Annotated in this window: 11 protein-coding genes; 9 read left to right on the top strand and 2 right to left on the bottom strand. The window is 71.5% G+C overall.

Features of this window, described 5'->3' with window-relative positions:
• Positions 1 to 21: 21 nt before the first annotated feature.
• Positions 22 to 2,106, bottom strand: coding sequence for a transketolase (gene tkt / locus OG456_RS29290; protein WP_266566139.1), 2,085 nt, complete (start codon positions 2,104 to 2,106; stop codon positions 22 to 24).
• Positions 2,107 to 2,299: 193 nt separating this feature from the next.
• Between tkt and OG456_RS29285 the strand changes: the two genes are divergently transcribed.
• The 8 genes from OG456_RS29285 (at position 2,300) to OG456_RS29250 (ending at position 12,225) form a co-directional block, all read left to right on the top strand.
• Positions 2,300 to 3,214 (top strand): AraC family transcriptional regulator, encoded by a 915-nt coding sequence (locus tag OG456_RS29285; RefSeq protein WP_266566137.1) that lies wholly within the window; start codon positions 2,300 to 2,302, stop codon positions 3,212 to 3,214.
• Between the two features lie 179 nt (positions 3,215 to 3,393).
• Positions 3,394 to 4,674, top strand: coding sequence for an ABC transporter substrate-binding protein (locus OG456_RS29280; RefSeq protein ID WP_266569479.1), 1,281 nt, complete (start codon positions 3,394 to 3,396; stop codon positions 4,672 to 4,674).
• A gap of 40 nt (positions 4,675 to 4,714) precedes the next feature.
• Entirely contained in the window at positions 4,715 to 5,653 is a 939-nt protein-coding gene (locus tag OG456_RS29275) for a carbohydrate ABC transporter permease (RefSeq protein ID WP_266566135.1), read from the top strand.
• A gap of 14 nt (positions 5,654 to 5,667) precedes the next feature.
• Positions 5,668 to 6,513 carry a carbohydrate ABC transporter permease gene (locus OG456_RS29270; RefSeq protein WP_266566133.1) on the top strand — a complete coding sequence of 282 codons (846 nt, stop codon included), beginning with the start codon at positions 5,668 to 5,670 and terminating at the stop codon, positions 6,511 to 6,513.
• Positions 6,514 to 6,560: 47 nt separating this feature from the next.
• Positions 6,561 to 7,559 carry a LacI family DNA-binding transcriptional regulator gene (locus OG456_RS29265; protein WP_266566131.1) on the top strand — a complete coding sequence of 333 codons (999 nt, stop codon included), beginning with the start codon at positions 6,561 to 6,563 and terminating at the stop codon, positions 7,557 to 7,559.
• A 31-nt stretch (positions 7,560 to 7,590) separates the two neighbouring features.
• Positions 7,591 to 9,525, top strand: coding sequence for a cellulase family glycosylhydrolase (locus tag OG456_RS29260; protein WP_266566129.1), 1,935 nt, complete (start codon positions 7,591 to 7,593; stop codon positions 9,523 to 9,525).
• The gene (locus OG456_RS29255) at positions 9,522 to 11,783 is read left to right on the top strand and encodes a glycoside hydrolase family 3 N-terminal domain-containing protein (protein WP_266566127.1); all 2,262 of its coding nucleotides are present in this window, start codon (positions 9,522 to 9,524) and stop codon (positions 11,781 to 11,783) included. The genes OG456_RS29260 and OG456_RS29255 overlap by 4 nt, the downstream gene beginning before the upstream one ends.
• 49 nt (positions 11,784 to 11,832) lie before the next feature.
• Positions 11,833 to 12,225, top strand: coding sequence for a YchJ family protein (locus tag OG456_RS29250; protein WP_266566125.1), 393 nt, complete (start codon positions 11,833 to 11,835; stop codon positions 12,223 to 12,225).
• Positions 12,226 to 12,240: 15 nt separating this feature from the next.
• Here the strand turns inward: OG456_RS29250 and OG456_RS29245 are convergent, their stop codons facing one another.
• Positions 12,241 to 12,942 carry a FadR/GntR family transcriptional regulator gene (locus tag OG456_RS29245; RefSeq protein WP_266566123.1) on the bottom strand — a complete coding sequence of 234 codons (702 nt, stop codon included), beginning with the start codon at positions 12,940 to 12,942 and terminating at the stop codon, positions 12,241 to 12,243.
• Positions 12,943 to 13,072: 130 nt separating this feature from the next.
• Between OG456_RS29245 and OG456_RS29240 the strand changes: the two genes are divergently transcribed.
• Positions 13,073 to 13,585, top strand: a complete 513-nt coding sequence (locus tag OG456_RS29240; protein ID WP_266566121.1) for a gluconokinase — start codon at positions 13,073 to 13,075, stop codon at positions 13,583 to 13,585.
• Positions 13,586 to 13,602 lie beyond the last annotated feature (17 nt).

Here is a 13,602-nt window from a genome sequence, read left to right as displayed (position 1 = left end):
GGGTGTACGGGTGCGTACGGGTCAGGCGCGGGCGGCGGTGAGGGACTCGCGCGCCTGGGCGGCGATGTTGTCGGCGGTGAAGCCGTACTCGGCGAAGAGCGTCGCGGCGTCGGCGGAGGCGCCGAAGTGCTCGAGGGAGACGATGCGTCCGGCGTCGCCGACGTAGCGGTACCAGGTCAGTCCGATGCCGGCCTCGACGGCGACGCGCGCCTTCACGGACGACGGCAGGACACTGTCCTTGTAGTCCTGCGACTGCTCCTCGAACCACTCGACGGACGGCATCGACACGACGCGCGTGCCGACCCCCTCGGCCTCCAGCTGCTCGCGGGCGGCCACGGCGAGGTGCACCTCGGAGCCGGTCGCGATCAGGATGAGGTCGGGCGTCTCGGTGGAGGCCTCGCGCAGCACGTAACCGCCCTTCGCCGCCCGCTCGTCGAGCTCGTACGTGGGCACGCCCTGGCGGGTCAGCGCGAGGCCGTGCGGGGCGGGCGTGGTCGTGCCGCGGCGCAGGATCTCGCGCCAGGCGACGGCGGTCTCGTTGGCGTCGGCCGGGCGGACGATGTTCAGGCCCGGGATGGCGCGCAGGGAGGCGAGGTGCTCGACGGGCTGGTGCGTGGGGCCGTCCTCGCCCAGGCCGATGGAGTCGTGGGTCCACACGTACGTGACGGGGAGCTGCATCAGCGCGGAGAGGCGGACGGCGTTGCGCATGTAGTCGGAGAAGACGAGGAAGGTGCCGCCGTAGATGCGGGTGTTGCCGTGCAGCGCGATGCCGTTCATCTCGGCGGCCATCGAGTGCTCGCGGATGCCGAAGTGGATCGTGCGGCCGTACGGGTCGGCCTCCGGCAGCGGGTTGCCCTTGGGCAGGAACGAACTGGCCTTGTCGATGGTCGTGTTGTTCGAGCCCGCCAGGTCGGCGGAGCCGCCCCACAGCTCGGGGATGACCGGGCCGAGCGCCTGGAGGACCTTGCCGGACGCGGCGCGCGTCGCGACACTCTTGCCGGTCTCGAAGGTCGGCAGGTGCGACTCCCAGCCCTCGGGGAGGCGGCCGGCGACCACGCGGTCGAGGAGGGCGGAGCGCTCGGGCTCGGCCGTGCGCCACTCGCCGAGCCGCTTGTCCCACTCGGCGTGCGCGTCGGCGCCGCGGTCGAGGGCCCCGCGGGTGTGGGCGATGACGTCGTCGGCGACCTCGAAGGTCTGCTCCGGGTCGAAGCCGAGGACGCGCTTGGTGGCGGCGATCTCCTCGGCGCCGAGGGCGGAGCCGTGGGACGCCTCGGTGTTCTGCGCGTTCGGGGCGGGCCAGGCGATGATCGTGCGCATCGCGATGATGGACGGGCGGCCGGTCTCGGCCTTCGCCGCGGCCAGGGCCTCGTACAGGGCCTGCACGTCGGTGTCGCCGTCGGCCTTGGGCTCGACGCGCTGGACGTGCCAGCCGTAGGCCTCGTACCGCTTCAGGACGTCCTCGGAGAACGCGGTGGCGGTGTCGCCCTCGATGGAGATGTGGTTGTCGTCGTAGACGAAGACGAGGTTGCCGAGCTGCTGGTGGCCGGCGAGGGAGGAGGCCTCGGCGGAGATGCCCTCCTCCAGGTCGCCGTCGGAGACGATCGCCCAGATGGTGTGGTCGAAGGGGGACTCGCCCTCGGGGGCCTCGGGGTCGAAGAGGCCGCGCTCGTAGCGGGCGGCCATCGCCATGCCGACGGCGTTGGCGACGCCTTGGCCGAGGGGTCCGGTCGTCGTCTCGACACCGGCGGTGTGGCCGTACTCGGGGTGGCCGGGGGTCTTCGAGCCGTGGGTGCGGAACGCCTTCAGGTCGTCCAGCTCCAGCTCGTAGCCGGAGAGGAAGAGCTGGGTGTAGAGGGTGAGGCTGGTGTGGCCCGGGGAGAGGACGAAGCGGTCGCGGCCGGTCCACTCGGGGTCGGCCGGGTCGTGGCGCATGACCTTCTGGAAGAGTGTGTACGCGGCGGGGGCCAGGCTCATCGCCGTACCCGGGTGTCCGTTGCCGACCTGCTGCACGGCGTCGGCCGCGAGCAGGCGTGCGGTGTCGACGGCACGCCGGTCGAGGTCAGTCCACTCGAGGGGGCCGAGGGCGTCCGGTGTCTGCGTGCTCATCTGTACGACTTCCTTCGCATCCGTTGTGCATCCGAGGTACCGAAAGGCACCGCCCGACCGGAGCTAAAGCCCTGGTCGAACCACCTACGAATCTAAAGGTCATACTTTTGGCGCGGCAGGTGCCCCCGTGCCAGCGTTCGGTGAAAATGGGACACCTACCAGTGGCCGAGTCGGTTTGAGCCAAGGAAAGTGGATGACGGAGCAGGGTGGCGCCCATCCGAGCGCACATATGGGAGACGGGGAGCACATCCGTACGTATCCCTTCGACCCGAGCGCCAGCGTGTCCGGGGTCGGGATACAGATCGGCCCGATGGGCACGGAGGGCCCCTGGGCGGGCGGCGTCGGCCTGTCGCGCCGTGTGCACCGGATCGACTTCCACGTCCTGCTCCTCTTCCGCGAGGGCCCGGTCCACCACATGATCGACTTCACGGAGTATGAGGTCGGGGCCGGCGACATCCTGTGGATCCGGCCCGGCCAGGTGCACGGCTTCTCGACGAGCGAGCGTTACGTCGGCACCGCGCTCACCATGCAGCCCGGCTTCCTGCCGCGCGCGATCGTCGAGGCGACGGGCCTGTACCGCTACGACCGGCCGCCCCTGCTTCACCCCGACGAGGCCCAACTCGCCGCCCTGGATGCCTCGTTGGAGCAGCTACAGCGCGAGTACCTGGACACGGCGACGCTGCCGCTCAGCCTGCACACCTCCGTGCTGCGGCACTCGCTCACGGCCTTCATGCTGCGGGTCGCACATGTGTCGGCACAGGCGGCGGCGGACGAGTGCAGGCCGCAGCCGGACACGACGTTCAGCCGCTTCCGCACGGCGGTCGAGCAGGGCTTCACCACGAACCACAGCGTGAGCGCGTACGCCGACGAGCTCGGCTACTCCCGGCGCACCCTCGTCCGCGCGGTGCGGGCGGCGACCGGCCAGACCCCGAAGGCGTTCATCGACCGCCGGGTGACCCTGGAGGCGAAGCGCCTGCTGGCCCACACGGACCTGCCGGTGGGCCGGATCGGCGTGGCCGTCGGTATCGGGGACTCGGCGAACTTCTCGAAGTACTTCCAGCAGCACACGGGTGTGACACCGGCGGCGTTCCGGGCTGAGCAGGCCTGACAGGATCCCACTTTCCCCAGGTGTGCACGGGCCCGCGGCGGCCCCGTTTCAGCATGCGCAACGGGGGGTTGACCGTTCTTCTCCCGCCCCTTACGGTGCTCGCACCTCCCACAGGTATATCGATTAACCACTCCGTCGTTACCCGTAACCCCGGTTGGAGACATACCGCTGTGCGCTCTGTGCCCTCGACGATGAGTCGGCGCGGATTCCTCGCCGCCGGCGGCGGACTCGCCGCCGCCTCCGCCCTGTCCGGCTGCTCCGCCCTCGCCGCCACCGACGACGACCCCGGCACCCTCGTGGTGCACAGTCAGCTCGGCACCACCGCCCCCGGCTCCCCCACCTACCTCTCCGCCCTGGACCGGTTCCGCATGGAGAACCCCGGTCTCAAGGTCAGGAACCTCGTCAACGGCGACGACCTCGCGCAGGTCTACGAGACCTCGCGGCTGGCCCGCAAGGAGCCGGACGTCGTCATGGTGAACCTCTACGACAAGACGCTGGCCTGGACCGACGTCGGCGCCACCGTGGACGTCAAGGGCTACCTCGACGACTGGGGGCTGCGCAAGCGGGTGCTGCCCGTGGCCCTGAACGCGTGGACCGACGGCAAGGGCCGGGTGAGGGCCTTCCCCTACTTCGCCACCAACTGGCCGGTCGCCTACAACCGGGCGCTCCTCGACAAGGCGGGCGTCGACCGCGTCCCGGCCACCGGCGACGAACTGATCGCCGCGGCGGGCAAGCTGCGCAGGAAGGGCATCGCGCCCGTCACGGTCGGCGGCAACGACTGGACCGGCCAGAAGCTGCTCGCCCAGATCATCCAGACGTTCCTGACCGAGGACGAGGCCAGGCACGTCTACGTGACCGGGGACTTCGGCGGCCGGGGAGCACGGCAGGGCCTCGAGTACTTCGTGGAGCTGCGCGACGCCGGGGTGTTCGCCGACAAGGCCCAGGGCCTGACGTCGGACTCGATGACCACGCAGTTCAACACGCAGGCCGCGGCGATGCAGTCCGCCATGTCGTCGGCCCTGGCGAAGGTGCCTGCCGAGGTGGCACGGCACACCGACGTGGGTGGCTGGCCGCTGGCGCCGGGGACGGCGCACGACAAGCCGACGATCCTGCGGACGTACACGCTGATCGGCTTCTGGATCAGTCCGAACGGCACGAAGAAGATCGACGCCGTCGAGAAGTTCCTGCGGTTCATGTACCGCCCGGACACCGTCTCGCGGTTCATCAAGGAGGCCGGGCGCGACATGGCGCTGCGGTCCGACACGGTCAGCTCGGACTTCCCCCTGGTGGCGGCGGCGCAGCGGCTCGGCGGTGACGTGAGCCAGGTGCTGCTGCCCGACCTGTTCGTCCCGCCGGCCGCGACGCAGCCGCTGATCACGGCGACGAGTACCTCCTTCACGCGCGGCACGAGCGCGGCCAAGGTCCGCTCGGTCCTCGAGGCCGCGTACCGCGGCGCCTGACCGCACGCCCCCTCTCTCCTCACCCGTAAGGGAGTTGCTCATGACGACGATGACGTCGACAGCGGGCGAGACCGCGGTCCGCCGCCCCACCCCGTCTTCCCCCGCCGCCGCCCGGCGGCCGCGCCGCCAGGGCGGCACGATCCTCGCCCTGCCCGCCCTCGTCTGGTACCTGGTCTTCATGGTCGGCCCGCTGGTCGCCATCTTCGTGGTCGCCGCCCTGCGCTGGCCGGGCATGCTGCAGCCCGTCTCGTTCGCCGGTTTCGACAATGTGCGCACGGTCCTCGACGACCCGGTGTTCTGGGACGCGGTGAGCAACACGGCGATCCAACTCGTCGTCGCCGTCCCGGTGATGGTCGTGTGCGCGTACATGCTCGGCTACTACGTCGCGCAGAAGCCGCCCGGCCACAAGGTCATCCGGTATCTGCTGTTCATCCCCGGGCTGATCTCGACGCCGGCCAAGGCGATGGTGTTCTACGCGGCGCTGTCCCCCGACGGCCTGGTCAACGGCGGCCTGAAGGCGGTCGGGCTCGGCTCGCTCGCCGACGCGTGGCTCGCCTCCCCCTCCACCGCGCTCGCCTGCCTGATCGCGCTGGACATCTGGGCCGGGATCGGCTTCACGGCGGTGCTGTTCGCGGCTCGGCTCGGGAGCGTGCCCGAGGAGATCGGCGAGGCGGCGCAGCTGGACGGCGCCGGGCACTGGCGGACCATGTGGCGCATCCACTTCCCCGTGATCCGCGACTACGTGGGGGTGGTGACGATGCTGCAGTTCCTGTGGACGCTCTTCGGGTCGGCCCAGCATGTGCTGCTGCTGACACAGGGCGGCCCCGGCAGCTCGTCGACCACGCTGTCGTTCCTCGTCTACCAGAAGGCGTTCATCGCGGCCGACCTCGGCTACAGCCAGACCGTCGGTGTCTTCCTCTTCCTCACCGGGCTCGTCGGACTGCTCGCCATCCGGCGCGCGTTCCGCCGGAACCACTGATCGGAGCCGTCGCCATGAAGTCCGCCAATCACAGCCGCCTCGGCAGGTCCTGGCTGCCCGCCCACATCCTCGTCTGGCTCTACGCGGTGCTCCTCGTCGTGCCGCTGTACTACTTCGTCGCCTCGGCGTTCAAGACGAACGAGGAGATCTTCGCCAGTCCGTTCGCGCTGCCGTCGTCGTTCGGCCTCGGCAACTTCGGTACCGCCTTCCACAGCGCCGACCTCGGGCTCGCGGTCGTCAACTCGGCCCTGGTGACGGTGTTCTCGCTCGTCCTGACGCTGGCCCTCTCGATCCCCGCGGCGTTCGCACTGGCCCGTTCCACGGGCCGGCTCGCCTCCCTGGTCGAGAGTGTCTTCTCGCTGGGGTTCCTGATCCCGACGTTCGCGGCGCTCTTCCCGACGTTCCTGCTCGCCGCGGCCACCGGCCTGTTCCACACGCGCACGTTCATGATCCTTTTCCTGCCGGCCACGGCGATGCCGCTCTCGGTGGTGATCCTGGTCCAGTTCATGCGAACCGTCCCCAGGGAGATGGAGGAGGCGGCCCGCATGGACGGCGCCTCGACCTTCGCGGTGCTCCGGCACGTGTACACGCCGATGTGCCTGCCCGGCATCGCGACGGTACTGCTCCTGAACTTCCTGACGTTCTGGAACGAGTACCTGTACTCGCTCGTCATCATCGGCCCGGACCCGGCGCAGCGCACGGTCCAGGTGGCGCTGCCCACGCTGAAGTCCATCACCGGGACGGACTACGGGGTCCTGACCGCGGGAACCGTCCTCACCCTCGTACCGGTGTGGATCGTCTATACGGTGCTCCAGAAGCGGATGCAGCAGGCACTCGTCAGTGGGGCGGTGAAGATGTGAGCGGGACCCGACCGAAACGGCCGACCGATCGTCCGACCATCAAGGCGGTGGCGGCCGCGGCGGGGGTGTCGACGGCCGCAGTGTCGCAGGCGTTCAACGAGAAGGGCCGGCTCGCCGAGCCGACCCGGCGGCGGATTCTCGACACGGCGGCGGAGCTCGGCTGGTCGCCGAGCGCGTCCGCCTCGGCACTGCGCAGCGCGCGTACCCGCACGCTCGCGCTCGTCGTGCGCAGGCCCACCGACGTGCTCGGGGCCGACCCGCACTTCAGTGAGCTGATCACCGGTATAGAGGGCGAGTTGGCGCCGCGCGGCTACGGTCTGCTCCTGCATCTCGTCGCCGGTGTCGACGAGGAGAGCGCGCTGTACGAGCGGCTCGCCTCGGAGGGCCGGGTCGACGGTGCCGTCCTGACGGACGCGCGGGCCGACGACCCGCGCCCGGCGCTGCTGCGCCGCATCGGCCTCCCTTCGGTACTGCTCGGCGCGCCCGACCCGGAGGCGTCCGTGCCGACCGTCGGGCTCGGCAACCAGGGGGCGGGCGTCCACGAGGCGGTCGAACACCTGCTCGGGCTCGGCCACCGGCGCATCGCGTACGTCTCCGGGCCGGCCGAGCTCCAGCACACCCGGCTGCGCCGCACGGTTTTCGAGGAGACGGTCGAACTCGCCGGACTCCGTCCCGCCGCCGTCCTGAGCACCGACTTCTCGGAGTCGGCCGCCGTCGCCGCGACCGAGGAGCTCATCGGGCGCGCCGAGCGTCCGACCGCGATCGTGTACGCCAACGACTCGATGGCCGTGTGCGGCATCGGCACCGCCCAGCGGGCCGGCCTCGCCGTGCCCCGGGACCTGTCCGTCGTCGGCTACGACAACCTCCCCCTCGGCCGCTGGCTGCACCCGCGCCTGACCACCGTCGACCAGCAGGTGCAGCGGGTCGGCGCGGCCGCCGCGCGCGTGCTGCTCGCCCGGTGCGGCGAGGACGTCCCCGAGACACCGCTCGAAGGGCGCCCGCACCTGGTCGTCCGCGAGTCGACCGGCCCCGCAACCCCCTGTTAGATCCCGCATTTCAACGGAGCTAGGTACCACCATGCGACGCCACAGCGCCCACCTCACCCACGACTCCGCCGTCCTGCCCTGGCTCGGCGCCAACTTCTGGGCCCGCACCGGCGGTCCCCTGATGTGGCGCGACTACGAGCCGAAGACGGTGCGCGAGGAACTGGCGGTGCTGCGCGAGCACGGTCTGAACATGACCCGCTCGTTCTTTTACTGGCCCGGCTTCCACCCCGAACCGCACCGGATCGACGAGGAGTTGTGCGAGCGCTTCCGCGACTTCCTCGACGCGCACACCGAGGCGGGCATGGGCACCGTACCGACGTTCATCGTCGGCCATATGTCCGGCGAGAACTGGGATCCGGCCTGGCGCGGGGGCCGGGACCTGTACGAGGACGTGTGGATGGTCGGCCGCCAGGCGTGGTTCGTGTCGCAGATGACGCGCCGCTTCAAGGACCACCCGGCGGTCACGGGCTGGCTGATCACCAACGAGATGCCGGGCTACGGGCGGATCTACCAGGTCGACCCGCCCTCCAGTGACGTCGTCACGGCGTGGGCGCAGGCCATGTGCAACGCGGTGCGCGCGGCCGGCGGCACCCAGCCCGTCTCCCTGGGGGACGGGGCGTGGGGCATCGAGGTGACGGGCCGCGACAACGGTTTCTCGCTGCGGGACACCGCCGAGTACGTCGACTTCGTGGGCCCGCACGTCTACCGCTCCGACACGGACCGGCCGCGCCAGCACTACCGGGCCGCGTTCGAGTGCGAGCTCGCGGCCGTCACGGGGCAGCCGGTGGTCCTGGAGGAGTTCGGCCTGTCGACGGACACGGTCTCCGCCGAGAACGCGGGCGTGTACTACCGCCAGACCCTGCACAACTCACTGCTCGGCGGCGCGACGGGCTGGGTCGCCTGGAACAACACGGACTACGACGATCTGTGGGACCGGTCCCCCTACGACCACCACCCCTTCGAGATGCACTTCGGCATCACGGACAGCACGGGCGCCCCGAAGGCCCCGCTCGTCGAACTCGCCGCGTTCGCCGAGGTGTTGGAGCAGGTCGACTTCGCGCGCTGCCGCCGCTCGGACGCCGGGGCCGCGCTGGTGGTGCCCGCCTTCCTGGAGCGCGGCTACCCCTACAGCCGCCCCGCCGACCGCCCGCTCATCTTCACCTCGCTCCACCAGGGGTACGTCGCGGCGCGCGCCGCCGACCTGGCGGTGGGCCTCACCCGGGAGGCGGACGGCATCAGCGAGGACGCGTCGCTCTATCTCCTGCCCGCGACACGGCAGTTGACGACCCGCACCCGGCGCGCGCTCGCGCGGCGGGCCGCCGAGGGAGCGACGGTCTATCTGTCCTTCTGCTCGGGCGAGCACCCCGGGACGCGCGGGCCGTGGTTCGACGACCTGGACGGGCTGTTCGGGGTCGAGATGCAGCTGTCGTACGGGGTGGCCGAGCCGATCGAGGACGACGTCCTGGAGATGACGTTCACGAAGGACTTCGGGGGCATCAGGGCCGGTGAGACCCTGCGCTTCCCCGTCGCGGGCAACGAGGACAGCCGGGCGTACCTGCCGGTCGAGGCGCGCGACGCGGAGGTCGTCGCCGTCGACGCGCACGGCCGCCCCGCGCTGCTTTCGCGGACCACGGGCCTCGGCCGCACCGTCCTCGCGACGTATCCGCTGGAGCACATGGCCGCCCGCACGGCGCACGTCAACCCGGAGCAGACGCACCGGCTGTACGCGGCGCTCGCCGAGGTCGCCGGTGTGGCACGGTCCGTGACGGTCGAGAGCCCGTACGTGTCGGCCGATGTGCTGGTCCATGAGGACGGGCGGCGGTTCGTGTGGCTGGTGAGCCAGTCCGGGCAGGAGGTGGCGGTGCGTCCGGAGGCGGACGGGGCCCTGCACGACGCGGGGACGGGCGAGCCCGTCACGGACGTCACCCTGGACCCGTACGGCGTGCGCGTTCTGGAGCTGCGATGAACGAGCCGCTGTACCGCGATCCCGCGGCCCCGGTGCGCGAGCGCGTGCGGGACCTGCTCGCCCGTATGACCCTGACCGAGAAGGTCGGGCAGCTCAACCAGAGGATGTACGGCTGGCACGCGTACGAGCGCACCGGCTCGGGCCACCGGCTCACGGACGCGTTCCGCTCCGAGGTCGCCGCGTACGACGGCATGGGCGCCCTGTACGGGTTGCAGCGCGCGGACCCGTGGTCCGGGGTGACGTTCGCCGACGGGATCACGGCGGCGGACGCGGCGGGCGTCGCGGACGCGGTACAGCGGCATATGGCCCAACAGACGCGCCTCGGCATCCCGGTGCTCCTGGTCGAGGAGGTCCCGCACGGCCACCAGGCGCTCGACGGCACCGTCCTGCCGGTGAACCTGGCCGTCGGCTCGACGTGGGACCCGGACCTCTACGAGGAGGCGGCGGCCGCGGCGGCGGCCGAACTGCGGGCCAGGGGTGGCCATCTGGCCCTGGTGTCCGCGCTCGACCTCGTCCGCGACCCGCGCTGGGGTCGGGCCGAGGAGTGCTTCGGCGAGGACCCTTATCTGGCGGCCCGGTTCACCGAGGCGCTCGTACGGGGCATGCGGCGGTCCGGAGTCGGGGTGGTGCTCAAGCACTTCGCGGGCCAGGGTTCCTCGATCGGCGGGCGCAACAGCGCGGCCACCGAGTTGGGCGCCCGCGAGCTGCACGAGATCCACCTGGCGGCGGCGCGGGCGGGGGTCCGCGAGGGCGCCGCGGGCGTGATGGCGGCGTACAACGAGTTCGACGGCCTGCCGTGCGCCGCGAGCCGCCATCTCCTGACCGAACTCCTGCGGGAACGCTGGGGATTCGACGGCATCGTGATGGCGGACGGCGGCGCGCTCGACCGCCTGACGCGACTGGCCGGCGATCCCGCGGCTGCGGGCGCGCTCGCCCTGGCGGCGGGCACGGATCTGAGCCTGTGGGACGACTGCTTCCCGCGACTCGGGGAGGCCGTCGAGCGGGGGCTCGTGGCGGAGGAGACCGTGGATACGGCGGTGGAGCGCGTCCTCGCGCTCAAGTTCCGCCTCGGCCTCTTCGAGCGGCCCTACGTCGGAAAACCTGAACAGCGTTCCGATGTGCGGGAGTTGAGCGAACGCGTGGCCCGGGAGTCGATCGTGCTCCTTGAGCACGACGGGGTGACGCTGCCGATCAGCCCTTCACCGCACCGCATCGCGGTCGTGGGTCCCGGCGCGGACTCCGTTCCCGGTCAGATCGGGGACTACACCGCGCCGCAGCGGCCCGGCTCGGGTGTCACCGTGCTCGACGGGATCCGGGCGGGGGCCGCTCCCGGCTCCGAAGTGACGTACGCGCGCGGCTGCGAGCTCGTCGGCGGGGATCTCTCCGGCGTGCCGGAGGCGGTCGCTCTGGCCGCATCGGCGGACGTGGCCGTGCTCGTCCTCGGCGGGTCGAGCGCCCGCGAGGCCGACACGCGCTTCGAGGCCAACGGGGCGGCCGTCGTCGCCACGGAGAACCCGGTCGGCATGACCTGCGGCGAAGGCGTCGACCTGGCCGATCTGCGACTGCCCGACGGGCAGTCGGCGCTGCTCGACTCGGTGGCAGCGACGGGCACCCCGGTCGTCGTGGTCCTCGTCCAGGGCCGCCCGCACGCGCTGCCCGACCTCACGGGGAAGGCGAAGGGCGTGCTGTGCGCCTGGTATCCGGGGCCGTGGGGCGGACGGGCGGTGGCCGACGTCCTGTTCGGGACCGCGTCGCCGGCGGGCCGGCTCCCGGTGTCGGTGCCGCGGTCCGCCGCGCAGCTGCCGGTGTTCTACAACGCCAAGGACCACGGCTACCGCGGCTACGTGGACCAGAGCGCCACCGCGCGGCACGCCTTCGGCCACGGCCTCTCCTACTCGACGGTGGAGTACGCGGCGCCCCGCCTCGCGCACGCCACCGTCACGGCCGGTGAACCCGACACCACGTGCTCCGTCACGGTCACGAACTCCGGGGCGCGGCCCGTGCGCGAGACGGTGCAGCTGTACGTGCGCCGGGTGTCGGGGGGTACGTCGTGGCCGCGTGTGCGGGAGTTGCGCGGGTTCGTACGGCTCGACCTGGAGCCCGGCGGGAGCGCGGAGGCCGTGTTCGCCGTCGACGCCGAGGTGCTCGCGTCGGTCACCCGCGACCTGGACCTCGCCGTGGAGCCCGGCGAGTTCTCGATCGAGACAGGACCCTCGTCGGACCGCACGCGGGGCGCGGCACTGACCGTGACGCGATGACGGGGGTGGGGGCCGGGTGATCGGCGGCGGAGCTGGTTGAATCGTCCGCATGTCACGCCCCGCCCCCACCTGCCCCTGCGGGCTCCCGTCCGCGTACGACGCCTGCTGCGGCCGGTATCACTCCGGACGAGCGAACGCGCCGACCGCCGAGGCCCTGATGCGGTCCCGCTACTGCGCCTTCGCCGTCAAGGACGCCGCGTATCTGCTGCGGACCTGGCACCCGGCCACCCGGCCCCCGGCCGTCACCTTCGAGCCGGGTATGAAGTGGACCGGTCTGGAGATCCTGGGGACGACCGAGGGTTCGGCCTTCCACACCACCGGCACCGTGACGTTCCGGGCCCACTACACCGACGGCGGGCGGCCCGGCTCGCTGCACGAGCGCAGCAGGTTCATACGGCTCGACGGCGCATGGGTGTACGTCGACGGCGACTTCATCGAATAGTGCGCGCTGGCGCGCTCAGGGCGCGAGGATGTCCAGTTCCTCGAGCGCGCCCACCGCGATCTCGCGCGTGAGCGCCTCCGCGCGGGCCGCGTCCCCCTCGCGGACGGCCTCGGCGACGTGCACATGGAGGGACACGGCCGCCGGGTCCGGGTCCTCGAACATCACCTGGTGGTGCGTGCGGCCCGCGAGGACCTCCGCGACCACGTCACCGAGCCGGGCGAACATCTCGTTGCCCGACGCGTTCAGGACGACCCGGTGGAACTCGATGTCGTGGACGAGGTACGCCTCCAGCTGCTGGCCGCGTGACGTGGCGACCATGCCGAGCGCGCACTCGGTGAGCGCCGCGCACTGCTCGGGCGTGGCGTGCGTCGCGGCGAGTCCGGCCGCGACCGGCTCGACCGCGGAACGCAGCACCGTGAGGGAGCGCAACTGCCGCGGCCGGTCCGCGCCGGCCAGCCGCCAGCGGATGACCTGCGGGTCGTAGACGTTCCACTCCTCCGTGGGCCGGACGGTCACGCCGACCCGGCGCCGGGACTCCACGAGGTGCATCGACTCGAGCACCCGTACGGCCTCCCGCATGACCGAACGTGACACCTCGTACCGCTGGGCCAGCTCGTCCGTGCGCAGCACGCTGCCCGGTGGGTACTCCCCGGCGGTGATGGCGGGGCCGAGGTTCTCCAGTACGTGGGCGTGCAGCCCCCGGCCCTGTGTGGTCATGACGTCAGCGTACGAGGCGGGTCGACGGAATAAAAAGTCAGACTTTTATGTCACAGCCTCTTGAATTTGTCCGACCATTTAGGTTTCAGTGACGTGACACAGCGATGTCGAAGAAGACAGCGAGGACGCGATGAAGACACGACGCACCCCCCACGTCGTCGTAGTCATGGGCGTGGCAGGGACCGGCAAGACCACGATCGGCCCCCTGCTCGCAGACAAGCTTGGCGTCCCGTACGCCGAGGGCGACGACTTCCACCCGCCGGCGAACATCGCCAAGATGTCGGCCGGCACCCCCCTGACCGACGACGACCGGTGGCCATGGCTCGACGCCATCGGCGAGTGGGCGCACGGACGGGCGGGACTCGGCGGCGTCGTCAGCAGCTCCGCCCTCAAGCGGAGCTATCGCGACCGGCTCAGGGCCGAGGCCCCCGGAGTCGTGTTCGTCCACCTCACGGGCGACCGCGCCCTGATCGAGGACCGGATGTCGCACCGCCAGGGGCACTTCATGCCCACGGCCCTGCTGGACTCGCAGTTCGCCACGCTCCAGCCGCTCGCGGCGGACGAGGCGGGCGTCGACGTCGATGTGTCGGGCAGCCCCGAGGAGATCACGGAGCGGGCCGTCGCGGCCCTCGACGACCTCTAAGGCCAGTCCCTGTCCCC

It is taken from the genome of Streptomyces sp. NBC_01446, from assembly GCF_026340095.1.
Lineage (GTDB): Bacteria > Actinomycetota > Actinomycetes > Streptomycetales > Streptomycetaceae > Streptomyces > Streptomyces aureus.
This window is presented reverse-complemented; position numbering and strand designations above follow the sequence as displayed.

Bases quoted from the DNA above. Each gene is read 5' to 3' on its own strand.
- OG456_RS29275 (WP_266566135.1), top strand. From the start codon at position 4,715: ATGACGACGATGACGTCGACAGCGGGCGAGACCGCGGTCCGCCGCCCC.
- OG456_RS29240 (WP_266566121.1), top strand. From the start codon at position 13,073: ATGAAGACACGACGCACCCCCCACGTCGTCGTAGTCATGGGCGTGGCA.
- OG456_RS29260 (WP_266566129.1), top strand. From the start codon at position 7,591: ATGCGACGCCACAGCGCCCACCTCACCCACGACTCCGCCGTCCTGCCC.
- OG456_RS29245 (WP_266566123.1), bottom strand. From the start codon at position 12,942: ATGACCACACAGGGCCGGGGGCTGCACGCCCACGTACTGGAGAACCTC.
- tkt (WP_266566139.1), bottom strand. From the start codon at position 2,106: ATGAGCACGCAGACACCGGACGCCCTCGGCCCCCTCGAGTGGACTGAC.
- OG456_RS29285 (WP_266566137.1), top strand. From the start codon at position 2,300: ATGACGGAGCAGGGTGGCGCCCATCCGAGCGCACATATGGGAGACGGG.
- OG456_RS29270 (WP_266566133.1), top strand. From the start codon at position 5,668: ATGAAGTCCGCCAATCACAGCCGCCTCGGCAGGTCCTGGCTGCCCGCC.
- OG456_RS29255 (WP_266566127.1), top strand. From the start codon at position 9,522: ATGAACGAGCCGCTGTACCGCGATCCCGCGGCCCCGGTGCGCGAGCGC.
- OG456_RS29250 (WP_266566125.1), top strand. From the start codon at position 11,833: ATGTCACGCCCCGCCCCCACCTGCCCCTGCGGGCTCCCGTCCGCGTAC.